This is a genomic window from Arthrobacter sp. efr-133-TYG-120, assembly GCF_030209785.1.
GTDB lineage: Bacteria > Actinomycetota > Actinomycetes > Actinomycetales > Micrococcaceae > Arthrobacter.
In genome coordinates, this window is the sequence record NZ_JARVRI010000010.1 from 171,770 (window position 1) to 194,970 (window position 23,201).

A 23,201-nucleotide genomic window follows, 5' to 3' on the forward strand; every position below is an offset into this window, starting at 1 on the left:
GCTCACCTTAAGAACAGGTTCTCAGAAAGCCCGTGGCACCAGCACGTTCGTGGAAGGTCACCGTATGGCCGCCGTCGTCATGGAAGACCGCCCTTTGTCCCTCGACAGTCATGATGCCCGGCTGGTAGGGGTTGCCCCAGCCTGCCGGAGGATTGCCGTGACCGTCGTCCAGCGGTTCGTCTGCAATAAAGAATGAGCCCTGCACCTGCGCCTCGTAGATACCACAGTGCGTGAACAGAGCGAAAGGTATACCCGGGGCAGCGGATGTTGTCGGACTTCCCGGAACGTTGGTTTGCGGCGTTGCAGGCGACGCACATCCGCCCAGCACCGCCAGCGTGGCCGCCGCGGCGGTGATTCCTAGGCCTAATCGAGTTGCCATGCGCAAAGCCTCCCGCTCATAGGGACTGCCGCTGCTGAGGCAGCCTTCAGATGTAGCTGCAGATCCGCTCGGCGTCGCACGCCTCCGGGTCCGCGGCAGCCGCGATAGCGTGGTAGTCGGCGACGGCGGCTCTCAGCGCGACGAGTTCTGCGATCTGCGCGTCGAGGTCTGCCAATTGACCGGCCAGAAGGTCGCGCACATGGGTGCAAGGGGCGCGGCCCGCATCGCGAAGGGCCAGGATTTCGCGGATCTGTGCAAGGGCCAGTCCAGCGGCGCGCCCGCGGCGAATGAAGTCGAGCCTGCTGATGGTTTCACTTGTGTAATCGCGATATCCGTTGGCGTTCCGTTTTGCAGCCGGCAGCAGCCCATGCTCTTCATAGAACCTCAAGGCCTTGCTCGTCATCCCCGCCGCCTGGGCGGCTTCACCGATTCGCACCTTGTACCCCGTCTTCCCCGATTGACTCCCACTGTAGGGGAAGGCGCTCATGGGGTGAAGCAGGACTAGCGCAAGTATTCAGCGAATTCCACTTCGAAGTACCGCTTCGCGCCGACGCCGATCACGGAGATTCTCCGTTCGCCGTCCTTGAACAAGAACACGGACGGAATAGAGCTGATCCTGAAGGCAGCAGCGGTTTCCGGATTCTTATCGACGTTGACTTTCACAACGTCGATTTTGTCGGCGTATTCGACCGCGAGCTGTTCCAGAACCGGGGCAAGCCTGGTGCAGGGTCCAGACCAATCCGCCCAGAATTCCACGACGACGGGTTTGGCTGACTTCAGCACCTCAGCGTCGAAGGACGCGTCAGTGACCTCCTTGTTTGTTACCATGCTTTCCCCTTCTTGAATGGCCCGAATTGTGATGCCGGGTTACTCCCCATCCCCTTCATTCCGATGGCAACGCGACTGGCAGCGCCCCCTGCTTCCCACCTTCGCACCTTCCCCTAAGGGAAAAGTCAAGGACGGAATCGTGTGACGAGCTACGGTAGCCGGACTGGCGACTTCCGTGAAAAGCCATCAAGCTAGGTACGGGGGGAACTGAGGGAAGGACCACTCCCTCCGCAGAGGAAGGCCCCGCAATTCCTAGCCCAAAACGACCACTCTCTCCATGGATCCGCACGTACCTGAAGGGTGGGGACGCGGTCCGCGCAGATGCCAAAGGCCTCGGCGCCCTCAAACCTGTCGAGCCGGCCGCGCGGCGCGAGGGTAAGCCCCTCCTCGGCGAAGACCAGGTCTACGTGATGAAGAACGGCAAGGAGTACCACCCGGCATGGTGCCACGTTGTGGCCGACAAGTGGAGCAAGGCCCCTAGGGGACTTCTTGTGACCCTTCTGGCCGACGTGGGAACGCGCACCAAGTGCCGGGAATGCGATCGCTCGTTGAAGACGGTCACTGAACCCTTAACCGGGGAACACGAAAGGCACCCCAGGCCCACCCGGCAGCCCGACACAGTAATCCCGTTGCGAGTCGTCGGCTTCTCCCACGGCATTCTGTTCCTGGCGGCTGGACCGAAATATCAGCATCTCCTCAAGCAGACCGCGGTTGAGCCGGCCACCCCGCTGCTCGTCGATGGACTCCGGCACGGAATGCTGCTGCGGGTGGACGCCTCACGGCAAGAGCCGCTCCTGGTTATCCAGATGGATCCGCGCGCCAAGTTCCGGAGCGGCGCTTATCAGGTGCGCTTGCGTCTTCCCCTGCAGCGCTCGGCCACCAAACCCTATGCCGTGGACTCCATTGAGCCGGCGGCGCGGGCCAGGCATGCCGCCCTGCACCCGCCGGCCGTGGACGGCATGGAAAGTTGAGCTCACCCCGGCCGCGTCACCTCCGGACAGCTCTGGACACATGCTCGGTGAGAAACTCCTCCCAGGTCCTCCGGCCGACTGACCTGTCCTCGGAAAGGTTTGCACCCTCCCGGATTGCCTTGGCGGCACTCCCCGGCATATGAAGCGGGACGAGAAGGCGTCTCTGACCGGCCGCGGCGAGGTAGGAGCGGATGAGGCCACCCATCGGGTAGCACGCCGGCCCGGCGAAATCGGGTACCAGACCTGCAGGCTCACCGAGCGCGAGCTCAACGAGCTGGTCCGCGACCTCGCGGGAAGCCACGGCGACCAGGCGGCCGGCCTTGTCGCCGTCGCCCTTTTGCGCGCCTGCGCAATGCACCACCGTCCGGACACCGCTCAAGGCGGCTTCGACTCCCTCGCCGGTGTCGAGGTCACACTTAACGAATTCGATGTCCTGCTCCGGTGGAGGGGCATGACGGCCTGCCACGCGTGCGGCATGGCCCCGGTCCCGAAGCCGCGAAACCACGAGCCGCCCGAGGGTGCCGGTGCCGCCCGTTACCAACATCGTCGAGTTCATGACCGATTCCCTTCGGATTGGCTCACGCCGGACCGCTGCCCGGCGGACCGCTGAGGACGGTGGGGACGTATTCGAGCAGCTGGAGCCGGCCATCGAAGGTCCTGCTTTCCACCATCTCGAGCTTGACGTCGGGATAGCCGTCGTAGATCCGTTCCCGACCGGTGCTGCCCGTGATCACCGGGAAAACGACCACCCGGAACCTGTCCACGAGTCCGGCGGTCAGCAAGGACCGGCACAGGCTCAGGCTTCCGAGGGTGCTTAAGGGCGCGGTCCGGGTCCGTTTCATCTCCGCCACGGCCTGGACCGCGTCCCCGGTGACGAGTTCCGAGTTCGGCCACGTGAGGGGAGCGTGGAGCGTGGAGGAGAAAACGACCTTCGGTACCGCAGCAAGGCCGGTCAGGGCGGCCCCCTCATCCTCCGAGAATCCCGGGCCTTGGGCCTCGGCCTCCTCCGACATCCTGGACATCAGCCGGTAGGTGTTCGCCCCGAGAAGGAAGGTGTGGCCCTTCTCCCCCTCTTCAGCGAGCCATGCCAGATATTCCGGCCCCTCCAGACCCCACCAGCCGGGCCATCCCTCGGCAGATGCATATCCGTCCAGGGATATGATCAGGTCGACCATAAGGTCCGCTGATGACGCGTCCGCAGTTGTCCCGCCCATGACCGTCTCCCCGAAGTCGACCGATGTCAGTGTCCGCCCGGCCTCTCGGCCAAGGACAGCCGGGTCCGGTGGCCGCAATGCTAGCCCTCGAGCGACCGGACGTTCAAGGGTCCGCGGGCACGAGCAACTTCAGATGAACGTCCAAGCGGCCCACCGCCCGCGGGAATCATGCGGGGTTCCCGTCCGTTCTCTCCGTTGATGACCTGCTTTCACAGGCGGGAACAGACACGACAGGAAGTTTGGGGACAGACCATGACGTTGAACGAAACGATTGCCCGTCTCCGGGCCGGGCACCTCATGGTCCGCGACGCCCGGGAATGGGACGAGCTTTCCATGGACCTGGGGCGCGCTTACGAAAGCAACGACGACGAACTCATTGAACAGTTGCAGCCACAGTTCCTCCAGTCATGGAGGACAGTCACACGATACGTCCTCCGCGACACCTTCGACGCGGCGGGAATCGCAGTGACGGACCCCAGCCATCCTTGGGGAATCGCACGGCTGACCGCGAAGGGAACCAGTTGCGAACCCCTCCTCTGCCACACCGACGAAGCAGGCAACGAAAGGGCAGAGCCCGGCACTGAAGGCGGACCCAGGCTTCTCACTTTCGCGGACGCAATGACCAACTATGTCGACTGCCTGTCGCGCCTGTTCGACGAGCTGGACACGGCGAATAGCTAGCTTTTACACAGGCTCTTGCCAACTCGGCCGCGCCCGCCGAAAAATGGGCGTGTGGGAATCATCGTGGTCGACCTGTTCAGCACCCTTGACGGGGTTTACCAGGCGCCCGGCGGGCCCGACGAGGATCGCGAGGGCGGCTTCGAGTTCGGCGGCTGGCAGGCACCATACTTCGACAAGGAATCCGGTGAGGCGATCACCGCGGGAATCGAACGCCTCGACGCGCTTCTCCTCGGCCGGAAGACGTACGACATTTTCGCCGGTTTCTGGCCCACCGCACCGGCCGATGACCCGATTGCTGCCCGGTTCAACGCTGTGCCGAAATATGTCGCATCACATACCCTGAGCGACCCCGCTTGGGCCGGGACCACGGTGCTGACGGATGTCGCCTCCGAGGCCCGCGAAATCCGCGAACGGCACGCCGAGACCCACGTCATCGGCAGCGGCGACCTCTTCCAGTCCCTCCTCACCGAGAACCTCGTTGACCGGCTGAATCTCTGGCTGTACCCGGTGACTTTCGGTACAGGCAAGAAGATCTTCCGGGACGGTACCGTTCCAGCCGCCTTCACGGTCACGCAGCCGCCTCAGGCCTTCCCGAAGGGCGCAATCTGGCTCGTCTACGAGCGCGCCGGAGATGTGGTGACGGGCATCGACATCGAGGCGGAGCGCACGCAGCCATGACAGCTGGTGGCGTGGGCGGAATCCCGTGGGTGCTGCACGTTGATCTCGACCAGTTCATCGCAGCGGTCGAAGTGCTCCGACGGCCGGAACTTGCGGGCAAGCCGATCATTGTCGGCGGTCGGGGCGACCCCACGGAACGGGCCGTTGTGTCGACCGCGTCCTACGAGGCCAGGGCGTTTGGCGTGGGTTCCGGCATGCCCTTGCGCATTGCGGCCCGGAAAGTGCCCGACGCCGTGATCCTGCCCGTCGATCAGGAGGCCTATCTCGCGGCGTCCGAAACGGTGATGGCTACCCTCCGCGCGCAGCCCGGGGCCACGGTGCAGGTGCTGGGTTGGGATGAAGCCTTTGTGGGCGTCGAGACGGAGGATCCTGAAGCCTACGCCCGGCAGGTGCAGGCCGCCGTCCTGGAGCGCACACGGCTGCATTGCAGCGTGGGCATCGGCGATACCCTGGTCCGGGCCAAGGTCGCCACCGGTTTCGGCAAGCCAGCCGGCGTCTTCCGGCTCACCGCCGGGAACTGGCTCGATGTCATGGGCCGCCGGCCCACCAAGGAACTGTGGGGCGTCGGGACCAGGGTGTCTGCCCGGCTGGCCAAGCTCGGCATCGACACAGTGGCCGAACTCGCCGCGTCCAATCCCCAGGACCTGGTCCCGGAGTTCGGCCCCAGGATGGGTCCGTGGTACGCGGAACTCGGACGCGGCGACGGCACGAGCGTCGTGGACGACACCCCGTGGGTTGCCCGCGGACATAGCCGCGAGACCACCTTCCAGCACGACCTGACCGATCCGGCCGAGGTGGAGGACGCGGTGCGGGAGCTGGCAGCGCATGTCCTTGAGGATGTTGTGGCCGAAGGACGGCCCGTCATCGGGCTGACCCTGAAGGTCCGGTATGCGCCGTTCTTGACCACGACCCAGGGGAGGAAGATTCCGGAGACCTTCGACCGGGACGAAATCCTCGCGCGGGCGTTGGATCTCGCGGCTGGAATCGAGGCGGGCCGTCCGATCCGGCTCCTTGGCCTGCGGGCCGAGATGGCAATGCCCGGCGATGCCCGGAAGGGACATACGCCCACGCGCGGCGGTTGGTGACGGCGTCGTTCACTTCCTTAAGCGGTGCGCACCTACCAGCCCGGCCCGATCCATTCGAGGCAGGCCGCGGCTGTCCAGGACTGGTTCAGGCTTCCCAGCGGTCCTCTGCGCCGCGAGCAACGACTCTTCGCCTCCGGACACCAGCGGCGCAAATCCGGAGACAGTGTCAGTAGAGATCCACTCGTTGGCCAGGACATCGCTGGAAGCGGCCATGATCGCGGAAAAGAATACGTCCCGCACCCGGAAGCCGACGACGCTCCGCACGTCGCCGTCGTCGTACCCTACGGAAGCCATCTGCTGAACGAGCCACAGATACTTCGTGTATTCGCTGTCATCGGGCCGCTCGCTGGAGTCTGCGACGCGGAGGGTGTCACGCCGGGTGAAGGCCGGGACGGTGCCGGGCTGGACGCGGGCGTAGGGCCCGTCCCACCGCGGAGAGTTATCGAACCCGGATTCCCGACCATGGTGGATTTCAATCAGCCCGGTAGCGTCCGGGTCGCGCACGGTGGCAAGCCAGCGGTGCCACGCCAGCCAGCCGTCGAACGATTCGTCGAGGAAGGACTCTGCCGCTTCCCGGTCGGCGCCGCCGTTCTCCCTCCCCCGGTCAAGGATGTGCCGCAAGGCAATCGAGTGGACGGGAGGCTGGCAAATGCCGCTGCTCTCGATGCCCGAAGGGCGTGCCTTCGCGGACCCGGTGCCCCAGCGATCAAAACCGGGAAAGTAGTCTGTGCTGTTCTCGCTGAAGACAATGTGCGGGATCATTCCCGTGGACCATTGGGCGGACAGCAGGGTCCGGAGCTCCGTGATGGCGAGCATGACACCTACCAAGCTACTGCAGCGGGCGTCACCCGGTCAGGCTTTGCCTAGTGTCTAGACCATGCCCGGCCGTTGCCCTATCGTGGGGGGAACCGGGCACAGCCGGCTTGAGTCTCCGCATCGGAGGTACATGGTGGGCATTATCTCTTCTGGATTTCATGGAAGACGGCAGAGCGGCAATCCCGCTTTGCCACCGGGCCAGTACGAGACCGGCAGCTTCCCGGTCCTAACCGCCGGCCCCGCTCCCCGGATCCGCAGAGACGACTGGGAATTCTTTATTACCACTGAGGCAGGGCAGCGCCATGCGTGGTCATGGGACGCCTTCATGGGATTGCCCCAAGTGGACATCCATACGGATATCCACTGCGTGACCAGCTGGTCCAAGCTGGGCACCTCGTGGCGGGGAGTGTCACTGGATTCTCTTTTTGAGAACGTGGAAACAAGCTGCAGGTTCACCACGGCCCACTCCTACGGCGGATACACGACCAACGTCCCGCTCCAGGACCTTCTTGGCGGCCGGGCGTGGGTGGCCTGGGAATTCGACGGTGAGCCCCTTGAACGCACCCACGGCGGACCTGCCCGTCTCCTGGTGCCGCATTTGTACTTCTGGAAGAGCGCAAAGTGGATCAACGGCATCGAGTTGACGCAGGATGATGTTCCTGGTTTCTGGGAATCCAACGGCTACCACCTCCACGGCGACCCATGGCGCGAGGAGCGCTACTCATGAGGTGCATCCGATGAGTACGCTATGGCGCGTGGCCGACGTCGTCAGCAGCATGCCCGAAACGGAAACCGCGCGAACCATCGGGCTGCGGGTGAACGGCTTGAACGGCAACCTCGCCGGACAGCACATCGACATCCGCCTCACCGCGGACGACGGTTACACGGCCGTCCGCTCATATTCCGTGGCCAGGGCAGGCCTGGACGAAACCTTGGAGATTACCGTTGACGAATTGGCCAACGGAGAAGTCTCCCCCTATCTGGTCCGGGAGCTGGCGGTCGGGGACCAGTTGGAGATCCGCGGACCAGTGGGCGGCTGGTTCGTCTGGAAGCCAACGGACACGAACCCCGTTCAGCTGATTGCCGGAGGATCCGGGGTCGTACCGCTCATGTCCATGATCCGTGCGCACCATGTTTCGGAGAATCCTGCGCAGTTCCGGCTGCTCTATTCGCTCAAGTCACCGGAATCGGGCTTCTATCGGGAAGAGCTCCAAGCCTTGACCCGGGAATCCCGCAAGCTCATCATCGACTACGTCTACACACGCAAGGCGCCCGCGGATTGGCCGACTCCTCCGCAACGGCTCACGGCGGAAACCCTGCTGGCCAACATCTTGCCAACGGACCCTGCCCCGGACGTCTTCATCTGTGGCCAGACGGTCTTCGTGGAAACTGTCGCGGAATGGCTCGTGCAGGCGGGATATCCCGCCGGATCGATCAAGACCGAGCGCTTCGGCGGAACAGGAGGAACCCGGTGAGTGGCAACAACGGCCCTGATTCTTCCGGTGCCAAAGATCCGGGCTTCGAGGATCAGGACATCGCTGGAATCGCAGGCAATGCCATAGCCCATCTCGACGGAAACGCGGTGGCAGGACCGCTGTGGGAACTGTTCCGCTTCGATATCGTCGCAGCGATCGGACGATGCAAGCACTGCGGCGCGGTCCGGGTCTTCGGGGAGACGATGGTCTACGTTGACGCTCCGGGAATCGTTGTGCGCTGCGCTTCCTGCGAGGGCGTGCTCCTGCGCCTCGTGGAGACGCCCACACGGTACTGGCTCGATGTGAGCGGACTCAGTTATTTGCAAATCGACCGCGAGGGCTAAGTCAATCCAGTCCAGGCGTCCCGGCGCGCGTTCTGAACCCGTAAGGATTCCACCCGCGACGGCGCGGGCCGGCGTTGGCATGATGGGGTCATGTCATCGCTCCCGGAACACCAAGCAGAACACCGCGCACGGATTGCAATCATAGGCGGGACCGGCCTCTACAAGCTGCCCGAGGCCGTCGTGCTCAGCAGGCTCGACATCCCGACGCCGTTCGGGCCTCCCTCCAGTCCGGTCACGATTGCCCGGCTCACCGCGCCGGCCGGCACCAGCGGCGACGACGGCGGCACCGGCGCAGACGGTGACCGCGACGGCGGCCCGGTGGTCGCGTTCTTGAGCCGGCACGGCCGCGGGCACAGCGTTGCCCCGCAGCAGATCAACTACCGCGCCAACCTCTGGGCCCTCAAGAGCCTCGGGGTAGAAGCCGTCATCTCCTCCGCGGCCGTGGGCGGACTGGTCTCAAGCCACGGAACCGGTACTTTTGCCGTACCCGATCAAGTCCTGGACAAGACCTGGGGACGGGCGGACACCTTCTACGACGGCTCGCTGCCCACCGGGGTGCAGCACCTGCCTGCCGCCGAGCCCTACAGCGCCCCGCTGCGGGCGGCACTCATCGCCGCCTTGGAGCACCGGAGCGAAGACTTCGCTGGGGCGGGCACCGTGGCCGTCATCAATGGTCCGCGATTCTCCACCAAGGCCGAGTCCGCGGCCTTGGTTAAGTCCGGGGCACAGCTGATCAGCATGACCCAGTACCCGGAACCGATGCTCGCGGCGGAATTGAACATGCACTTCGCCGCATTGGCATTCATCACTGATGCCGATACGGGGCACGATGGCTCCGAGCCGGTGACGGCGGAACTGGTCCTGGGACGCCTGGCGGCGGCGCAACCGCGGATCCTCGCGGTGTTGTCAGACGCGGTGCGGACTGTGTCCGCGGGGCTTGGCGGCGCAGAACCAGCGGATGACGGCGGAACGTGGCGGATGGTGCCCATGCCGCCCGGCGCTGTGGCCACCGTGATGGGAGCCGCCGGCCCTGTCCTCCCCGGCCCTCTCCTCCCCGGCACGGGACGAACAGCGCCGTGAGGATTCTGGTCACCGGCGGAGCCGGTTTCATCGGCGGCCATATAGTCGAAGCCGCTATGGCACGCGGCTGGGAAGTCCGGATCCTGGATTCATTGGATCCGGCAGTCCACCCGGATCCACCGCCGGGAATTCCTGGCGTGTCCGTGCTGGTGGGCGACGCCGGAGACCCGGACGCGGTGGCGCAGGCGCTCGCCGGAGTCGACGTCGTCATGCACCAGAGCGCCAAAGTGGGACTCGGCGTGGACTTCTTCGACGCACCGGACTACATCCGCAACAATGATTTGGCCACGGCCGTGCTCCTGGCAGGCATGGCAGCCGCCGGCGTCGACAAACTGGTCCTCGCTTCCTCCATGGTGGTTTACGGTGAGGGGGCCTACACCGATTCGGCAGGCAGGCCGGTGCACCCCGCCCCGCGCCGGGTGGAGGATCTGGAGCACGGAATCTTTGACCCCCGGGACCCCGCCACCGGCGAGTTGTTGCTCCCGGCACTGGTCACCGAAGACGCGGCCATGGATCCGCGGAACGTCTATGCCGCCTCCAAATTGGCCCAGGAGCACCTCGCTGCCGCGTGGGCGCGCTCAACCGGAAGCACTGCGATCGCCCTCCGGTACCACAACGTCTATGGCCCTCGGATGCCCAAGAACACCCCGTACGCGGGCGTGGCCAGCGTGTTCCGCTCTGCGCTGGCCCGTGGGGAGGCAGTGCGGGTATTCGAGGATGGCGGCCAGCGCCGCAGCTTCGTCCATGTCCGGGATGTTGCGGAGGCAAATCTGTTGTCCGTTGACGCGTTGGTTGGCGGCCGGGTTGCCTCGGGCTGCGCGAGGGCATACAATATCGGCGCGTCGGAGGTCCACACCGTAGGGCAGGTGGCGGAGGTCCTGAGTTCTGTTGCCGGGGCGCCCGCGCCGGTGGTCACAGGAGAATTCCGGCTGGGCGACGTCCGTCATATCACCGCCAGCTCGGCCCGGGCCTGGGCCGAGCTCGGTTGGATCCCCAAGCGTGGTTTCGAGGACGGAATGCGGGAGTTCGCCATTGCACCGCTGCGCGGGGATCAGGCCTAGGCCGTAGGAGGCAAACGTCCCGGTTCCGTAAGGAAATCCGCCTGTCGCACCGGGCCTGCGGATTCTACGGTCAAAGGGTGGAGAAAGAGCAAAGCGGTTCGCGCGATCGAAGAGGAATGGCCGGCCTCCCCAACGGACCGGCCGACGATGGGGGCCCACCCGCCGCACTCGTGGACGTCGTCTTACCGTGCCTCAACGAACGTTCGGCCCTTCCCAAGGTGCTGGGAGCTTTGCCGCCTGGATACCGCGCGATCGTCGTGGACAACGGATCAACCGACGGCTCCGGCGCCCTGGCCGCGAGCCTGGGGGCCACCGTCGTCGACGAACCGAGGCGCGGTTTTGGCGCAGCGGCGCATGCCGGACTGCTGGCGGCCACGGCGGAGTTTGTGGGCTTTTGCGATTGCGATGGTTCGCTGGACCCCGCCCAATTGGCCCCGATGCTCGAGCTCGTGCGCACAGCCCGTGCCGATCTGGTGTTGGGTGCCAGGCGTCCGGCCCGCGGTGCTTGGCCGATCCACGCCCGCTTGGCCAATATGGTCCTGAGCCGGCAGTTGCGCAGGCTCACGGGGATCCCTCTAACTGACCTCGGCCCCCTTCGCCTTGCCCGGCGCAGCGCACTCCTCGGCCTGGACCTCAAGGACCGACGCAGCGGCTACCCGTTGGAAATGTTCCTCAAAGCGCACCGCGACGGTTGGCGTGTGGCCGAAGTTCCGGTCGACTATGCTCCCCGGCTGGGAAAGTCCAAAGTAACGGGCACACTCCGCGGAACCGTCACTGCGCTCAAAGACATGGGGACCCAGTTGGCCGCCGCATCGCAGCGGACTCAGGCGACGAAGGGCGACGGGCCGGCCGATCGAGCACCGGCTGATCCCCATGGAGCGACGCCGTGAACCTCACCATCGCCGTCATTGCCAAAGAATGCAGCCCGGGCAAGGTCAAGACGCGCCTCACTCCCCCGCTCACCCCGGAGCAGGCCGCAGCCTTGGCCCAGACCAGCCTGAGCCAGACCCTGGAAACAGTGCGATCCCTTCCGGCGGATAGGCGTTTGCTCGTCTTTGACGGCACGCCGCACGAAAGAGATGCAGCCGGTTTTGAAGTATCCGCCCAGTGCTCCGGTGGCCTGGACGAGCGGCTGGCGGCCATCTGTTCGCTCACGGCCGGACCCCTGCTGATTCTGGGCATGGACACGCCCCAAATACGCGGGGAGCAATTGGCCCCGCTCCTGGCGGACTGGGCAGCCCCCGCTCCGGTACCGCATCGCGGCGCGTGGTTCGGCCCGGCGTCGGACGGTGGCTTCTGGGCGTTGGGCCTGTACCGGCCCGACGGCGGCTTGCTCCGCGGGGTGGACATGTCCACTCCGCGGACCGGGGCGCAGCAATTGGCCCGGCTTGCCGGCGCTGGCCTGGAGGTCGGACTGCTTCCCGTCGTGCGGGACGTGGACTACTTCGCCGATGCTCTGGCTGCCGCGCGGGAATGCAGCGGAACCCGGTTTGCCCTCGCAGTGGAGCGGTTTGGCGTCGGACTGCCCGAGGCGGGCATGCCGCTTGGGGTGCCGGCCGGCGTCGTGCCCACGTGGGGTTCCTCGCGATGAGCATCCAGACAGCTCGCGGAGGCCCTGGTGCCCGGTCCGATTCCTTTGCGCCTGACTCCCGCCCGCTCGCCTTGTTTGGACCGGCTCTCTTTGGACAGGGCGGCCACGAGCCTTATGCCCGCAGCCTGCCCCTCGGCCTGGGGCGACTGACGCTGCGTCCGGAGTCGGCATTGCCGGAGTCCATCGGGCCCGTCCACTTCAACATGCTCGGCTGGTCCGGCCCGGCCACGGCAGGTGAGCGCGAGTTGCTTCGCGCCCTCCGCGGGCCCGTTCTTGATGTGGGCTGCGGCCCAGGGCGGATGCTGGAGGCCGCCCGGGAACTGGGGCTGGCCTCCATGGGTGTCGATTCGAGCCCAGCCGCCGTGAAGCTGGCCACCGCCCGGGGCGGTGCGGCTATCCTGGGCTCCATCTTTGACCCCGTCCCACACGAGCGAGGTTGGGGTTCGGCCCTGTTATTGGATGGCAACATCGGCATCGGTGGAAACATCCGGGTGCTCCTGGAGCGTGTTGCCTCCTTGCTCGCCTCGGACGGGCAAGTGCTTGCGGAGGCCGAAGCACGCGATTTTCTCGATGTGGCCTATCTGGCGGTGCTGGAGGATTCAGACGGACGTGCCAGCGCGGCCTTTCCCTGGGCCCGTGCCGGCGCGAAAGCGCTCGCTGTCCACGCGGCCCGCGCGGGATTGGATACCGTGGCAACCCGGACGGTTCAGGGCCGGGTCTTCCTGACCTTGGAACGGCGGCCGTAGAGTCCGACGGCGGCCACAGCAGTCGCTGCGGCCACCACCAGGACCATCCAGAAAACGCCCAAGGCCAGCACATAGTCTCCCTGCAGGACGGTGCTGTTGGCGCCGCTGCCCGGCCCGGTTGGCTGGAGCACCTGCTGGGCGCGGATGAGCGGGGCCGCCACCAACGTCATCAATGCCCCCACCAGAAGGGCCCCGCGCACGATCCCCCGTTGAACGGGGCCCAGCCCATACGTCAACCTCGACAAGCCGCCGCCGGCCAACGTCGTCAACGGAACCAGCACGCCGTCGTGCACCAACAACGCCACAGCAAGCCAGGCAGCCACACCGATCAGCTGGGCAGGCGGCACATTGGCAAGGAATCCGAAGAGGGCGTATCCGAGGGCTGCCAGTCCTAGGATGCCCAGGGCTGCACGCACCCACCAGACGGTCCCGCGCCTACCGGGCGCCGACGGAATCCCCAAGGAGAGCCGCATCAGATCACCTCCACTTTGTGCACCCATTTGGTCTGCAAGACGCCCGGGCGTCCGGGTGCGATGATCCGTGCAGGATAGCCGTGGTCGAGGTCCAGGGGTTCGCCGTTGAGCTCGAGCGCCAGCAAGGTCTGCTCGTCCTGGCTGTACGCAGCGGGCATGAAGGACCGCCCGTACACGCCGCCTTTCTCCATGCTGGAAATCTGCAACTCGGCATCAGCCGGTGCGCCCACCGTTGCCATCAGGTCCCTGACTCGGACACCGCGCCACTGGGCTCCTTGGCTCCAGCCTTCCACGCAGGCGATGGGCAATCCGTAGCTGTACTGCGGCAAGGCCGCGAGCTGCGCCAGTGTGAACGTCTTCTGCACCGATCCCGAGGACACGGTCAGCACCCAGTCGGGGCCCAGCGCAGCGTCAGCCACACCGGCCTGGGCGGCCGTCCTGTTGATGGGGACGGCCTGGGGGCCGGTATCCATTCGGCGCGGCGCGAAGAGGTTCAGGCCCGACAGCCAGGCGAAGGACTGGCCCCCAGTCGTCAAGACGACGACGCCGGTGCCAGCAGTGATTGCCGCCAGGAACCCCCTGCGGCTCCAGCCGTGCCCGGTTCGAGCCTTCGCGGCTGCAGGAAGAGTTTTGCTGTCCGGCACTCCCCCTTCAGTCGCCGCAGCGATGGTGGCCGCGTCCGACCGACGGCTCCAATGGGCCAGGATCAGGGGCATCTTGACAGCGATGTGAAGCGCCAAAGATCCGATGATGACCCAGGCCAGCCAATAGTGGACATCCCTGAAGGAAAACGGCCAGGGGTACCACTGGAAAGTATTAAGCAGGCCGATGGTGACTTCCACCAGCGAAGCGGCCACGAAGAGCGCAATGGAGGCCCGTTCCAGGCCGTGCACCACGGACTTCAGCGGGGGCCAACGCAAGAGTTCGGGATACACGGACCAGAGCTTGGCGACGAGGAGCGGGATGGAAGCTATCCCGGTGGTGACGTGGATGCCCTGCGTAGCCACGTACAGCCATACGGGGCGCGTAAGGAAAAGCATCCACGCTGGCGGATCCTGCAGAAGGTGGCTGAACAGTCCGGTCAAGAAGCACACAGTGAAGGCAAGGCCGAGCCAACGGCCCAGCACCACCGTCAGCCGCCTGCTGCGCAAGGGCGAGGAGAACCGTCCGTTCACCGCTTCCATCCGCTGTTGGAGGAAAGTGGTCAATCTGTCCATGCCTTGATCACACCACCAAGACCCTCCCGCCGTCCCGATGCAGACCTTACGAAAGGCATACGGTGCCGCGGATCAATGGCCCACCAGCCTGCACGTGGTGCACGATCGAAGGGTGAGCGAACCAACAACCCGGCGCGCGTCCGGCATTTCGGCTGCGGTGATGGCGCTGGCATTGGTGGCCCTGCTCGCCGCCGTCGTCTGGTGGACCGTCACCACCGATCCGTCCGCGGAGTGGGTGTCTCCCCTTGGCACGCTGGCCGCCTGGATTGTCTTCTTCCCGGCGGTACTAGTGGCGCGCCGGATCCCGGCGCGGCACGCGGCCTCCGTCGTCCTTCTAGGCTCGCTCTTGGTGGGAGCCGCGGCCATCGCCGCACCGCCGGCCACCAGCAACGACTCCGCACGCTATGCGTGGGACGGCATCGTCCAGAAGGCCGGAATCTCCCCATATGCCCACGTTCCGGCGGACGAAGCGCTGCGGCCGCTGCGGCCGCCGTGGCTGTTCCAAGACGCCGGGCCGGATGGAACATGCCATAGCAATCCCTTCCCCACAGGTACGGAGACCACCACCAACATTCCCGGCGGCAGTACCCTGTGCACGGCCATCAACAGGCCCGCCGTGCCCACCGTCTACCCGGCGGTGGCAGAACTCTATTTCCTGGCCGTGCGGCTCGTCCCGGGTCCCGAGGTTGGATTCATCGCCTTCCAACTGGCAGGGCTCCTGCTTAGCCTCGCCATCACGGTGGCATTGCTGGCGTTCCTGCGCCGCACCGGAAGGCCCGCGCACCAAGCCGTCTGGTGGGCCTGGTCTCCGCTGGTGGCTTTTGAAGCCATCAACGGGGCGCATGTGGATGCGTTGGGCACCGCCCTGGCCTTGGCGGCGGCGCTACTGCTGGTGGGCGGGCGCACACTGGGTTCCGGAATCGCCTTCGGCGCGGCCGTGGCCACCAAGCTGATCCCGGTCATCAGCGCCCCGGCACTGCTGTACCGGCGGCCGTTCCGCTTCGGCGCGGCCGCCGTGGCCACGTTCGCCGTGGTGTACGTACCATACGTCCTCGCCAGCGGTTGGGCCGTCCTGGGCTATCTTCCCGAATACCTTCGTTCGGAGGGGTACGACGGGCAGGACAGCCCGCGGTTCGCTTTGTTGAAGCTGGTGCTCCCGGCCAGTTGGGCAGCGCCGGCAGCCCTCGTGCTCCTGCTCGGCCTCGCGGGTTACGTATGGCGGACAACCGACGCCACCCGGCCATGGGACGGACAAGTCTTGATGATCGGAGGGATGCTGCTGGTCGTTTCGCCCAGCTATCCGTGGTACGCACTGCTGCTTCTGCCGTTCGTCGTGTTGAGCCGTCGCTACGAGTTCACCGCCATCGCCCCCGTGCTGGCCTTGATGTATTTCACCGGCGCCGAACCCAACGGCCCATTGGCGGCGCGACTCGGCCTGGGGACCGTCGTCGTGCTCCTGGTGGTTGCAACGGTAGTGAGACGACGGCGGCAGCACGCAGTGGCGTAATCGGGCGGCCATGCTGCTGGTGCGCTAGCTCTGCTCAGGCAGATCCTTGCTGGTTGCCGTTGACTCGTTCTCGGGCATTTCTTCGCCCCAGCGCGCAGAACCGAGCCAGCGGATAACGGCCACTAGCTTACCGCGCAGTTCCTCCACGCCGACTTCGACGCCGGGAGTCAGATTCCGGTCAAGCGCCCGGGCCTGGACAAGGGCCGTCCGGCCCGACTCGGAAACAGCCACCCGCTGCGAGCGCCCGTCCAGGCGGCTACGTTCCCGGGTAATGTGCCCATGCGCCTCCAACCTCGAAAGCGTCTGTCCCATGGTCTGCGCCCGCACCTGGACTTTGGTGGAAAGCCGGGCCTGCACCATGGCCCCTTCCGCGTCGAGAACCTCCAACGCTATGACACCCGCATGGGTCAGGCCCAAGACAGCAAGCTTTTCATTCCAGGCATGCTCGACCAGTCGCGCTGCAGTTGAGAGCAACCGTGGAGTCGTCCAGTCGTTTAAGTCCGGCATACATCCACCATAGTAAGCCTGCTTCCTAAGTGCGGGATGCCAGTGTGAAACGACCCGCGCCAGGAGCATCGTTGGCGTGATCGCCACACCGTGTTGGAACCCGCTGGAATTCAGGGAAACCGGCCGGCCCATTATGCTCGGCATATGTCGCCGGATCGCCTTCTTACTGAGCTGGCCAACAGCCTTGACCGCCTGAGCGTCCTCGCTCGCCAACCCGAGGACATTCTGACCCGTCCTGTCCCTGCGTGCCCTGGCTGGACACTGAGGGATCTCTTCGGGCATCTGGGGTCGATCGAACGTTGGGCAGCCCAAATAGTCCTTTCGGGCAAGTTCGTCGAGGAACCTGAACCACCGGTCACCGGAGCCGAAATGTGGTTCCTCCAAGGCGCGGACGCCTTCCTCGCGACAATGTCGGCACTCGAACCCGAGGAGCCGTGCTGGAACTTCGGCCCGCCTCCGCGCAAAGCCGGGTTCTGGCGCCGGCGCCAGGCACATGAACACGCCGTCCACCTCATCGACGCCTGCCAAACAACAGGGTTGGCAGACCCTGTTTTCGCAGAAGATTTCCTGCTCGACGGAATCGACGAAATCCTGACAATGTTCACTCCGCGACAGCTTCGCCTGGGACGGATGCCCCAGCCGAAAGGGGCAGTGATCTTCCACGTACCCGGAGCCCGGAGCTGGAAACTCGGCCAAGGGGTAGCCGAGGCCTCCATTGCCGCCCCGCTGCACGGGATGTACCTGGGGCTCTGGGGCCGCTCCAACCTCGCAGAAACTGCTCTCATCGAAGGTGACAAAGCGCTTGCCGTCCAGGTTCTGCAAGGCCCCCTCACCCCCTGACCACCTGGTTTTTCGGCCTATATGCATAGCGGCGCGCAGCCATCCCCCCGCCATGTTCCGCGAACTCGGCAAAGGCGCCCCGGCCGGCCAGCTACTTCAGCAAGTGCACGATCGTGGTTTCAGTGTCCGCCGGATCTGGTGTCGGATCTCCGTAGATCTCCCACGAATGCCCGGCAGACTCCCTATCATTCGCCGCCATCCACTCCTCGATCGTCTTGTATGCCTCGTCCATGCGGTGGTACGGCCCACGGTGGACTGCCACGGCAGCCTGGCCCGCGGGGGTTTCGGTTGCATGAACCTCGCCCGCCGGTTCAAAGGTGCGCGTGACTTCGACGCCGAAGTCGCACACAAGGGGTGCGTCAGGCGTGTTCGGGTGGTGGTAGACGAAGACATTGTGGCCGTCCGTCCACAGACCCGGCTGACTGCGAATGAAGTCCCAGACCAGCGCCACAGCAGGGCCCCACGCCGAGCCGACTTCGCCCGGAACGACCTCACGCCGGACGGCGGCCAGCATGCGCGGGCGAACAGTCTGTACGTTGACGGGGACCGACATGCGCGAGTCGGCTAGTACTTGTCCGCAGAGTCGACCGATTCCCCGACGGTGACTTCAGGGGCCACGTTCGGGTCGCCGCCGACCGAGCCGATGAACGCCTGGATCTCGGGGTCACCGAAGAATTTCTGGAATGCTTCTGTCGATTCCCATTCATCGACTACGAGGACAAACCCGTCGCCGACCGCGAACTGATGGTGGATGGCCCCAGCAGCCCGGCCGCGCTCCCCCCATTGGCGATACTCGTCAGCGCGCTCCTCCAGCGACTTGGCGAAAACGCTCGTGTCACCGGATACCTTGGTTGCAATGATGACGGACATGATGTGACCTCCTATGGCCTGGACTCAGCTCGTGGCAGCCAGCCACGCGACGATCCGCCTGAAAGGTCTGACACGAGAAAGACCATACTCATTCCGCCCTGTAACCGCCCGAGTGGCCACTACTTGTCATTCGCGGCGACCTGCCGACGGGTTCTCTAGTTACTGAACCCGGATAGGATCTCCGGGTACCCAGCTTCCGGAACGTCCTGAAGGAACCGCATCGCATGCCGCACCTTGACCCCGCCCTCCCTCTCAACACCTTGCCGCAGATGCTCCTGGACGTTGCCGCCGTCGAGCGCAATATCGGCATCAAAGAGGCCTGGACACGCGAACGCGGCATGGTGCTGGCCCCGCACATCAAGACCACCATGACGGGCGAGATTGTCCGCCGGCAGTTGCCCCGTTCCTGGGGTGTGACCGTGGCGACCACCGCGCAGGCCGCGCAGGCCATCGAGTGGGGTGCCACCCGGATCCTCATCGCGAACGAGGTGCTGTTCCGCGGCCACCTCGAGGAGCTCCGCGCCCGGCTGACAGCCTCGCCGGAGCTGGAGATCTACTGCCTGGCCGATTCGACGGCGGGCGTCCAAGCCATGGCCGAAGTGTTCGAACACTCGCCACAGCCGCTCAACGTACTGATCGACGTCGGGACCGCCGGCGGCCGCACCGGGATCCGCAGCGAAGCCGAAGCCGGGCCTCTCGCTGCTGAGGTTCGTGCCGCCCAGGGATTATTGTTGGCCGGCGTCAGCGCCTACGAGGGCGTGGCACCGAACACCAGGACCGATGCAAACCTGGCCGGGATCGATTCGCATTGCCGCCTGGCCCGCGACATTTTCGACGAACTGCACGCCACTTTCGAGGTGGATCTGCCGGTCTTCAGCAACGGCGGCTCGGCGTTCCAGGACCGTGCCGCCGCGTTCCTGCCGCACAGCACCTCCGTCAACGTGCTCCGGTCAGGCTGCTACGTCGTGCACGACCACGGCACCTACCAGAGCGTCTCGCCAATCCCGGGTCTCACCGCCGCCGTCGTGGTTCGGGCACTGGTCATCTCCGCCCCTGAACCCGGGCGCGTTGTCCTGAACGCGGGCAAGCGGGAGTTGGCGTACGACGCCGGCCTGCCGGTGATCGTCTCCCGATTCCGTAACGGGGCCCTCCTGCCGGACGGCGAAGGCGCCACGCTGACGCGCCTCTTCGACCACCACGCCATCGTGGACGACGCAGAAGGCCTGCAGGTCGGCGATATCGTGGATCTGGGCATCTCCCACCCTTGCTCAGTGTTCGACCGCTGGCGTGAGATCGTTGCTGTCGGCGATGACGCCGTCGAGACCTGGCGTCCGGTGTTCTAGATGGTCTTACTCTTTGGTTTCCCAAGGGAAGGAGTCAACACGCTGCAGTGCCTTCTGAATATCCTTGACGCGCGATTCAAGCCCCAGATCCACAAGGTGTCCCAAGCCGTACGTCAGCCACGTCCGCCCGAATTCCCTTTGCTTCAGAGATAGGACAGGCTCACTCGAGAGATCCAAAGCCCTTAAGACACGCTGGCGAGGCGTCGGCCGCCAATCGAACCATCCCTCGATAAGGTCTGCCACCACTTGGACAATGATGTCCGCAACCATTTCATCGTCTCCCGGGTCGGGACCGCCAAGGTTCGCTTAGGACCATTATCTGCCCTGCCTTGCCTCGTGGGAGAGCGTTTCCAGCCACGTACGGCCCCGGCGCCGCCGGCCCAGTGACACGAACGGTCCTTGATAGCGCCCCCATTCCGGCATTGCCCAATCTGGCCGGCCGGTCCCGGGAATTCGGTTTCGCCGTCGATCAGGGCGTCGACGGCACCTACATGTACCTGATGGACGTCCGCAATGCCCCCGAGTTTGATCCGTCCGTGCACAGTTCCGGCACGAACCAAACCTTCATGCCCAACGGAATGATGGTCGCCCGGGTCATCTTCGGCACCCCGGCTTTCATCTCCCCAGACGCAGCCAGGTCCTGGGTGGCTACCGAACAATACAAGCAGCTCAAGGCACTTCTGCTCAGCCTGAAGTACGCGTAGCCGGGATCTGCGGGCCGGCAACCACACGGGGCGAACGGCGAGTTTCGCGCCCAGGTTTTTTGGACGCGAGCGTACCTTTTCCGTGGACACAAACGATTAAAAGAGTGCGGACAAAACCGATCCAACCCTCGCAAAGGCCGCATGACAACGGCGCGCCGCACAACCCGGGAAAGAACACATCGATGACACTCACTGCCGAGGCCATTCACACGCTAGAAGAGATCGCCGTTCGCTTCAGCCCCGACGGCGCCCCGTTGGCCGTCCGATATGACGGCCGCATCTGGGCCGTGGATCCCGACGCCGGCGCCGCGCATTGGTTCGGGCGCGACGGCGGGCGTCACCGCAGCGCGTCGGCCGCCTCCGACGGCGAAGACCCCGCAGCCGTTGAACACTGGCGGCTACAGGTCCGCCTCAGTTCAGACTCCGCATTGAGCACATTCCATCTGCAGCGGAGTCCGCAATCCCCGGATTGGTTTCTTGCCGACATTAGCGATGCATCGTAGAAGCCAGCCACGCATCACAGCCCACAGAGATAATGAGGGAGTCCCCGTCGAGAGGGTACTGGCAGTGACCCCGGGGGCATGCAGGGTTAGCCATCTGGCCTCCAAACTCGTCTATCGCGGATGTCGCCGCGTTGGCTGCGCACGAATGAGGTTTCGTGGTTGGTGGGGAATGGCTAAGGCGTGCCCTGATGGGCTTTGTGTGTATCTCCCGAAGCTGTGCGATGGAGCAGGTTCCACGCCCGCGCAAGCGATAGATCCACACGGGCGACGAGGAGCGCTGTCAGCAACGCTGCGGCAACGTGGGTGTCCAGCATCAAATCCGGAGAGTGCCCGGCAGGGGATGGCGTCGCGGTCAGCTGCCCAGGCTGCAATCCCGTCGCTGCATGCTGATGTTGGGCGGGCGCGCCAACCGAGAAGGTTCCAGAAAGTCGGTCGAAGGCCAGATGCAGAACCTGCTGGGCTACGCCGCAGAGAACGAGCAATAGCCAACTCGGTAGGTTGATCCGGGCGAGCAGCGAAGCGCACATGCTCAGCAGGGCCGTCAGCGCGATCAGCACAGGCACCCCGGGACGCACGCCACCCGAGACCAGGTGGGCGACCAAGCCCAGTCCCACCGCCGCCGGTCCGACTTCCCAGCCCGGAAACCTCGGACGTCGACGGGATCTTCGCTCATCCATGCTGCTCTCCCTTCCATCGTTGGACGGGTTCTGCTCTACTTCATGGTGCCGCCGTTTCGCACCTGAAGGAAGACTTTCGAGCCGTTCCACGCCTGGGCGGGAGGTCAAAGGACCCCTACCTGTGGCGCTAGGAGATTAGGAATCCGGGCTTCTTCTCACGGGACGGCGTACGGTTGCCACAACCGAGCTGCTCAACCAGCGCTCACCACTGAAATCTGCGGGACCGATCCCGCCGCACGAGGAGGAATTATGAGTGACTTCAAAGGCAAGACCGCGATCGTCACCGGCGGAGGCTCCGGACTTGGGGAAGCAATCAGCAAAGACCTCGCGAAGAACGGTGTCAACGTCGTCGTCGTCGACATCAACCGAGACGCTGCAACGCGTGTGAGCAACGAGATCACCGCCGCTGGCGGCACCGCGGTTCCCTTCCAGGGCAACACTGCCGTCGCCGAGGACAGTAAGAAGGCCGTCGACTTCGCGGTCTCGCGCTATGGTGCCCTCAACTATGCCGTTAACAACGCAGGCATCGGCGGCGCAAATGCTCCTGTCGGAGACCTCGACGTTGAGGACTGGGACCGGGTCATCGCCATCAACCTGAGCGGGGTCCTCTACGGAATGCGCTACCAGGTCCCGGCCATCCTTGCCGCAGGTGCCTCCGAAGGTGCCATCGTGAACATGGCGTCGATCCACGGCGCCGTCGCTGCTCCCGGCAACGCCGCTTACACCGCGGCCAAGCACGGCGTCGTGGGCCTGACCAAGAATGCTGCGGCTGAATACGGAGCCCAGGGATTGCGCGTCAACGCGATCGGCCCCGGCTATATCGATACGCCGCTCCTGGCCGCCGCGCCGAAAGAAGTCCTCAGTGGGCTCGAGGCGAAGCATCCGCTCGGCCGCCTGGGACAGCCCGAAGAGATCGCGAACGTCACCACGTTCCTACTTTCCGACAAGGCCAGTTTCATGACCGGCTCTTACGTACTCGTCGATGGCGGCTACACCGCCGTCTGAGCTACCGCCATCCGTCGGCTCGTGGATCGGGGCGCGGCCGGGGAGTGCGATGCGCTCAGTGAGGGTAACCCGATACTTCCGCACACGCATCGGCGCATCCCCTCAAAGTAAGGAGGGTGAGCAACAGAGTCAGTGGTGCGCACAGCAGGGCGCGTGATCGATGACGCCGTTCTCGGCTCGCTCGAGTAGGCGATCTCGGTGCTCCATGTGCCCCTGATCGTGGTCCTTGGACACGACAATTGCGGCGCCGTCACCGCCGCGAAAGAGGCCGTGGAAACCGGGGAGGCTCCCCCAGGCCACATCCGCGATCTGGTCGAACGGATCACACCGTCGGTCCTGAAGTCGATGCGCGACGACAAGACGGAAGTAAACGATAGGGTCTTCGAACACGTCAAAGAGACCGTGCGCCGCCTCATGGACAGTTCACGGGTGATTTTCGACGCCGTTGACAACTACTCCACCGCAGTGGTGGGCCTCGCGTACCAACTCGAAGAGGGCCGGGCGCAGCTCGTCTCCCAGCCGGCGTCATCTAGAGCCGGCGACGGGTGCACATTACGCACCGGGCACCAGGAACGAGGGAACGCGGCAAAATGTGACACCATGTGC

Annotated in this window: 30 protein-coding genes and 1 pseudogene; 19 read left to right on the forward strand and 12 right to left on the reverse strand. The window is 65.1% G+C overall.

The window, feature by feature from the left end:
- Positions 1–7: 7 nt before the first annotated feature.
- The 3 genes from QRN51_RS06505 to trxA form a co-directional block, all read right to left on the reverse strand.
- The gene (locus tag QRN51_RS06505) at positions 8–379 is read right to left on the reverse strand and encodes a hypothetical protein (RefSeq protein WP_284989133.1); all 372 of its coding nucleotides are present in this window, start codon (positions 377–379) and stop codon (positions 8–10) included.
- Between the two features lie 46 nt (positions 380–425).
- Positions 426–815: a heavy metal-responsive transcriptional regulator gene (locus QRN51_RS06510; RefSeq protein WP_059388941.1), complete on the reverse strand. Its 390-nt coding sequence runs from the start codon at positions 813–815 to the stop codon at positions 426–428.
- Positions 816–880: 65 nt separating this feature from the next.
- Complete coding sequence (trxA, locus tag QRN51_RS06515; protein WP_059388939.1) at positions 881–1,207, reverse strand: thioredoxin; 327 nt, start codon at positions 1,205–1,207, stop codon at positions 881–883.
- 410 nt (positions 1,208–1,617) lie between these two features.
- Here trxA and QRN51_RS06520 point away from each other — a divergent pair, with 410 nt between their 5' ends.
- The gene (locus QRN51_RS06520; RefSeq protein WP_284989134.1) at positions 1,618–2,178 is read left to right on the forward strand and encodes a hypothetical protein; all 561 of its coding nucleotides are present in this window, start codon (positions 1,618–1,620) and stop codon (positions 2,176–2,178) included.
- Positions 2,179–2,194: 16 nt separating this feature from the next.
- On the opposite strand, the gene QRN51_RS06525 is transcribed toward QRN51_RS06520, so the two are convergent.
- Both QRN51_RS06525 and QRN51_RS06530 read right to left on the reverse strand, forming a co-directional pair.
- The gene (locus QRN51_RS06525; RefSeq protein ID WP_284989135.1) at positions 2,195–2,734 is read right to left on the reverse strand and encodes an SDR family oxidoreductase; all 540 of its coding nucleotides are present in this window, start codon (positions 2,732–2,734) and stop codon (positions 2,195–2,197) included.
- A 22-nt stretch (positions 2,735–2,756) separates the two neighbouring features.
- The gene (locus tag QRN51_RS06530) at positions 2,757–3,392 is read right to left on the reverse strand and encodes a dihydrofolate reductase family protein (RefSeq protein WP_059390280.1); all 636 of its coding nucleotides are present in this window, start codon (positions 3,390–3,392) and stop codon (positions 2,757–2,759) included.
- A gap of 252 nt (positions 3,393–3,644) precedes the next feature.
- Between QRN51_RS06530 and QRN51_RS06535 the strand changes: the two genes are divergently transcribed.
- Genes QRN51_RS06535 through QRN51_RS06545 form a run of 3 tightly spaced genes read left to right on the forward strand, consistent with a single transcriptional unit; the run spans position 3,645 to position 5,836 of the window.
- Positions 3,645–4,073, forward strand: a complete 429-nt coding sequence (locus QRN51_RS06535) for a hypothetical protein (RefSeq protein WP_059390279.1) — start codon at positions 3,645–3,647, stop codon at positions 4,071–4,073.
- Between the two features lie 51 nt (positions 4,074–4,124).
- Positions 4,125–4,751, forward strand: a complete 627-nt coding sequence (locus tag QRN51_RS06540) for a dihydrofolate reductase family protein (RefSeq protein WP_284989136.1) — start codon at positions 4,125–4,127, stop codon at positions 4,749–4,751.
- On the forward strand, positions 4,748–5,836 hold the full coding sequence (locus QRN51_RS06545) for a DNA polymerase IV (RefSeq protein WP_284989137.1): 1,089 nt from the start codon (positions 4,748–4,750) through the stop codon (positions 5,834–5,836). Before QRN51_RS06540 ends, QRN51_RS06545 begins: the two co-directional genes overlap by 4 nt.
- Before the next feature lie 9 nt (positions 5,837–5,845).
- Here QRN51_RS06545 and QRN51_RS06550 read toward each other — a convergent pair whose 3' ends face one another.
- Positions 5,846–6,652, reverse strand: coding sequence for an MGH1-like glycoside hydrolase domain-containing protein (locus tag QRN51_RS06550; protein WP_284989138.1), 807 nt, complete (start codon positions 6,650–6,652; stop codon positions 5,846–5,848).
- Positions 6,653–6,782: 130 nt separating this feature from the next.
- Here QRN51_RS06550 and QRN51_RS06555 point away from each other — a divergent pair, with 130 nt between their 5' ends.
- From QRN51_RS06555 to QRN51_RS06590, 8 genes are all read left to right on the forward strand, one after another.
- A complete protein-coding gene (locus QRN51_RS06555) occupies positions 6,783–7,379 on the forward strand; it encodes a sulfite oxidase-like oxidoreductase (RefSeq protein ID WP_216363205.1) in 597 nt (198 codons plus the stop codon).
- Positions 7,380–7,389: 10 nt separating this feature from the next.
- Positions 7,390–8,127 carry a ferredoxin reductase gene (locus QRN51_RS06560; protein WP_172465595.1) on the forward strand — a complete coding sequence of 246 codons (738 nt, stop codon included), beginning with the start codon at positions 7,390–7,392 and terminating at the stop codon, positions 8,125–8,127.
- Positions 8,124–8,471: a DUF6510 family protein gene (locus tag QRN51_RS06565; RefSeq protein WP_253257337.1), complete on the forward strand. Its 348-nt coding sequence runs from the start codon at positions 8,124–8,126 to the stop codon at positions 8,469–8,471. The genes QRN51_RS06560 and QRN51_RS06565 overlap by 4 nt, the downstream gene beginning before the upstream one ends.
- A 90-nt stretch (positions 8,472–8,561) precedes the next feature.
- A complete protein-coding gene (locus QRN51_RS06570) occupies positions 8,562–9,551 on the forward strand; it encodes an MTAP family purine nucleoside phosphorylase (RefSeq protein WP_284989139.1) in 990 nt (329 codons plus the stop codon).
- Positions 9,548–10,612, forward strand: a complete 1,065-nt coding sequence (locus QRN51_RS06575; protein WP_284989140.1) for an NAD-dependent epimerase/dehydratase family protein — start codon at positions 9,548–9,550, stop codon at positions 10,610–10,612. The genes QRN51_RS06570 and QRN51_RS06575 overlap by 4 nt, the downstream gene beginning before the upstream one ends.
- A 116-nt stretch (positions 10,613–10,728) precedes the next feature.
- Entirely contained in the window at positions 10,729–11,502 is a 774-nt protein-coding gene (locus QRN51_RS06580) for a glycosyltransferase family 2 protein (protein ID WP_284989141.1), read from the forward strand.
- The gene (locus QRN51_RS06585) at positions 11,499–12,203 is read left to right on the forward strand and encodes a TIGR04282 family arsenosugar biosynthesis glycosyltransferase (protein WP_284989142.1); all 705 of its coding nucleotides are present in this window, start codon (positions 11,499–11,501) and stop codon (positions 12,201–12,203) included. Before QRN51_RS06580 ends, QRN51_RS06585 begins: the two co-directional genes overlap by 4 nt.
- Positions 12,200–12,949, forward strand: a complete 750-nt coding sequence (locus QRN51_RS06590; RefSeq protein ID WP_284989143.1) for a methyltransferase domain-containing protein — start codon at positions 12,200–12,202, stop codon at positions 12,947–12,949. Before QRN51_RS06585 ends, QRN51_RS06590 begins: the two co-directional genes overlap by 4 nt.
- Here the strand turns inward: QRN51_RS06590 and QRN51_RS06595 are convergent.
- Entirely contained in the window at positions 12,910–13,422 is a 513-nt protein-coding gene (locus QRN51_RS06595; RefSeq protein ID WP_284989144.1) for a hypothetical protein, read from the reverse strand. The genes QRN51_RS06590 and QRN51_RS06595 overlap by 40 nt on opposite strands.
- Complete coding sequence (locus tag QRN51_RS06600; RefSeq protein WP_284989145.1) at positions 13,422–14,639, reverse strand: molybdopterin-dependent oxidoreductase; 1,218 nt, start codon at positions 14,637–14,639, stop codon at positions 13,422–13,424. The genes QRN51_RS06595 and QRN51_RS06600 overlap by 1 nt, the downstream gene beginning before the upstream one ends.
- Before the next feature lie 112 nt (positions 14,640–14,751).
- Here QRN51_RS06600 and QRN51_RS06605 point away from each other — a divergent pair, with 112 nt between their 5' ends.
- Complete coding sequence (locus QRN51_RS06605) at positions 14,752–16,146, forward strand: glycosyltransferase 87 family protein (protein ID WP_284989146.1); 1,395 nt, start codon at positions 14,752–14,754, stop codon at positions 16,144–16,146.
- Positions 16,147–16,170: 24 nt separating this feature from the next.
- Here the strand turns inward: QRN51_RS06605 and QRN51_RS06610 are convergent, their stop codons facing one another.
- Positions 16,171–16,653: a MarR family winged helix-turn-helix transcriptional regulator gene (locus tag QRN51_RS06610; RefSeq protein ID WP_059388955.1), complete on the reverse strand. Its 483-nt coding sequence runs from the start codon at positions 16,651–16,653 to the stop codon at positions 16,171–16,173.
- 144 nt (positions 16,654–16,797) lie between these two features.
- Here QRN51_RS06610 and QRN51_RS06615 point away from each other — a divergent pair, with 144 nt between their 5' ends.
- Positions 16,798–17,493 carry a maleylpyruvate isomerase family mycothiol-dependent enzyme gene (locus tag QRN51_RS06615; protein ID WP_284989147.1) on the forward strand — a complete coding sequence of 232 codons (696 nt, stop codon included), beginning with the start codon at positions 16,798–16,800 and terminating at the stop codon, positions 17,491–17,493.
- Positions 17,494–17,584: 91 nt separating this feature from the next.
- Here the strand turns inward: QRN51_RS06615 and QRN51_RS06620 are convergent, their stop codons facing one another.
- Entirely contained in the window at positions 17,585–18,046 is a 462-nt protein-coding gene (locus tag QRN51_RS06620) for a GyrI-like domain-containing protein (RefSeq protein ID WP_284989148.1), read from the reverse strand.
- Between the two features lie 11 nt (positions 18,047–18,057).
- Positions 18,058–18,363 (reverse strand): hypothetical protein, encoded by a 306-nt coding sequence (locus QRN51_RS06625; RefSeq protein WP_059388952.1) that lies wholly within the window; start codon positions 18,361–18,363, stop codon positions 18,058–18,060.
- A gap of 224 nt (positions 18,364–18,587) precedes the next feature.
- Here QRN51_RS06625 and QRN51_RS06630 point away from each other — a divergent pair, with 224 nt between their 5' ends.
- The 3 genes from QRN51_RS06630 (at position 18,588) to QRN51_RS06640 (ending at position 20,913) form a co-directional block, all read left to right on the forward strand.
- Entirely contained in the window at positions 18,588–19,706 is a 1,119-nt protein-coding gene (locus QRN51_RS06630) for an alanine racemase (protein WP_284989149.1), read from the forward strand.
- A gap of 422 nt (positions 19,707–20,128) precedes the next feature.
- Positions 20,129–20,410, forward strand: coding sequence for a hypothetical protein (locus QRN51_RS06635; RefSeq protein WP_284989150.1), 282 nt, complete (start codon positions 20,129–20,131; stop codon positions 20,408–20,410).
- A gap of 182 nt (positions 20,411–20,592) precedes the next feature.
- Complete coding sequence (locus QRN51_RS06640; RefSeq protein WP_284989151.1) at positions 20,593–20,913, forward strand: hypothetical protein; 321 nt, start codon at positions 20,593–20,595, stop codon at positions 20,911–20,913.
- 173 nt (positions 20,914–21,086) lie between these two features.
- On the opposite strand, the gene QRN51_RS06645 is transcribed toward QRN51_RS06640, so the two are convergent.
- The gene (locus QRN51_RS06645) at positions 21,087–21,590 is read right to left on the reverse strand and encodes a hypothetical protein (RefSeq protein WP_284989152.1); all 504 of its coding nucleotides are present in this window, start codon (positions 21,588–21,590) and stop codon (positions 21,087–21,089) included.
- 249 nt (positions 21,591–21,839) lie between these two features.
- Between QRN51_RS06645 and QRN51_RS06650 the strand changes: the two genes are divergently transcribed.
- Together QRN51_RS06650 and QRN51_RS06655 are read left to right on the forward strand one after the other, a co-directional pair.
- A complete protein-coding gene (locus QRN51_RS06650) occupies positions 21,840–22,595 on the forward strand; it encodes an SDR family NAD(P)-dependent oxidoreductase (RefSeq protein ID WP_059388957.1) in 756 nt (251 codons plus the stop codon).
- 132 nt (positions 22,596–22,727) lie between these two features.
- Positions 22,728–23,111: pseudogene (locus tag QRN51_RS06655) on the forward strand (carbonic anhydrase); the annotation flags it as partial.
- Between the last annotated feature and the right edge of the window lie 90 nt (positions 23,112–23,201).

What these genes read in the sequence shown, in the direction of transcription:
- QRN51_RS06525 (WP_284989135.1), bottom strand. Translation starts at nt 2,734, where the DNA reads ATGAACTCGACGATGTTGGTAACGGGCGGCACCGGCACCCTCGGGCGG.
- QRN51_RS06570 (WP_284989139.1), top strand. Translation starts at nt 8,562, where the DNA reads ATGTCATCGCTCCCGGAACACCAAGCAGAACACCGCGCACGGATTGCA.
- QRN51_RS06645 (WP_284989152.1), bottom strand. Translation starts at nt 21,590, where the DNA reads ATGGATGAGCGAAGATCCCGTCGACGTCCGAGGTTTCCGGGCTGGGAA.
- QRN51_RS06545 (WP_284989137.1), top strand. Translation starts at nt 4,748, where the DNA reads ATGACAGCTGGTGGCGTGGGCGGAATCCCGTGGGTGCTGCACGTTGAT.
- QRN51_RS06650 (WP_059388957.1), top strand. Translation starts at nt 21,840, where the DNA reads ATGAGTGACTTCAAAGGCAAGACCGCGATCGTCACCGGCGGAGGCTCC.
- QRN51_RS06615 (WP_284989147.1), top strand. Translation starts at nt 16,798, where the DNA reads ATGTCGCCGGATCGCCTTCTTACTGAGCTGGCCAACAGCCTTGACCGC.
- QRN51_RS06535 (WP_059390279.1), top strand. Translation starts at nt 3,645, where the DNA reads ATGACGTTGAACGAAACGATTGCCCGTCTCCGGGCCGGGCACCTCATG.
- QRN51_RS06595 (WP_284989144.1), bottom strand. Translation starts at nt 13,422, where the DNA reads ATGCGGCTCTCCTTGGGGATTCCGTCGGCGCCCGGTAGGCGCGGGACC.
- QRN51_RS06560 (WP_172465595.1), top strand. Translation starts at nt 7,390, where the DNA reads ATGAGTACGCTATGGCGCGTGGCCGACGTCGTCAGCAGCATGCCCGAA.
- QRN51_RS06505 (WP_284989133.1), bottom strand. Translation starts at nt 379, where the DNA reads ATGGCAACTCGATTAGGCCTAGGAATCACCGCCGCGGCGGCCACGCTG.
- QRN51_RS06625 (WP_059388952.1), bottom strand. Translation starts at nt 18,363, where the DNA reads ATGTCCGTCATCATTGCAACCAAGGTATCCGGTGACACGAGCGTTTTC.
- QRN51_RS06590 (WP_284989143.1), top strand. Translation starts at nt 12,200, where the DNA reads ATGAGCATCCAGACAGCTCGCGGAGGCCCTGGTGCCCGGTCCGATTCC.
- QRN51_RS06520 (WP_284989134.1), top strand. Translation starts at nt 1,618, where the DNA reads ATGAAGAACGGCAAGGAGTACCACCCGGCATGGTGCCACGTTGTGGCC.
- QRN51_RS06610 (WP_059388955.1), bottom strand. Translation starts at nt 16,653, where the DNA reads ATGCCGGACTTAAACGACTGGACGACTCCACGGTTGCTCTCAACTGCA.
- QRN51_RS06530 (WP_059390280.1), bottom strand. Translation starts at nt 3,392, where the DNA reads ATGGGCGGGACAACTGCGGACGCGTCATCAGCGGACCTTATGGTCGAC.
- QRN51_RS06630 (WP_284989149.1), top strand. Translation starts at nt 18,588, where the DNA reads ATGCCGCACCTTGACCCCGCCCTCCCTCTCAACACCTTGCCGCAGATG.
- QRN51_RS06555 (WP_216363205.1), top strand. Translation starts at nt 6,783, where the DNA reads ATGGTGGGCATTATCTCTTCTGGATTTCATGGAAGACGGCAGAGCGGC.
- QRN51_RS06580 (WP_284989141.1), top strand. Translation starts at nt 10,729, where the DNA reads ATGGCCGGCCTCCCCAACGGACCGGCCGACGATGGGGGCCCACCCGCC.
- QRN51_RS06550 (WP_284989138.1), bottom strand. Translation starts at nt 6,652, where the DNA reads ATGCTCGCCATCACGGAGCTCCGGACCCTGCTGTCCGCCCAATGGTCC.
- trxA (WP_059388939.1), bottom strand. Translation starts at nt 1,207, where the DNA reads ATGGTAACAAACAAGGAGGTCACTGACGCGTCCTTCGACGCTGAGGTG.
- QRN51_RS06640 (WP_284989151.1), top strand. Translation starts at nt 20,593, where the DNA reads ATGACACTCACTGCCGAGGCCATTCACACGCTAGAAGAGATCGCCGTT.
- QRN51_RS06620 (WP_284989148.1), bottom strand. Translation starts at nt 18,046, where the DNA reads ATGTCGGTCCCCGTCAACGTACAGACTGTTCGCCCGCGCATGCTGGCC.
- QRN51_RS06600 (WP_284989145.1), bottom strand. Translation starts at nt 14,639, where the DNA reads ATGGACAGATTGACCACTTTCCTCCAACAGCGGATGGAAGCGGTGAAC.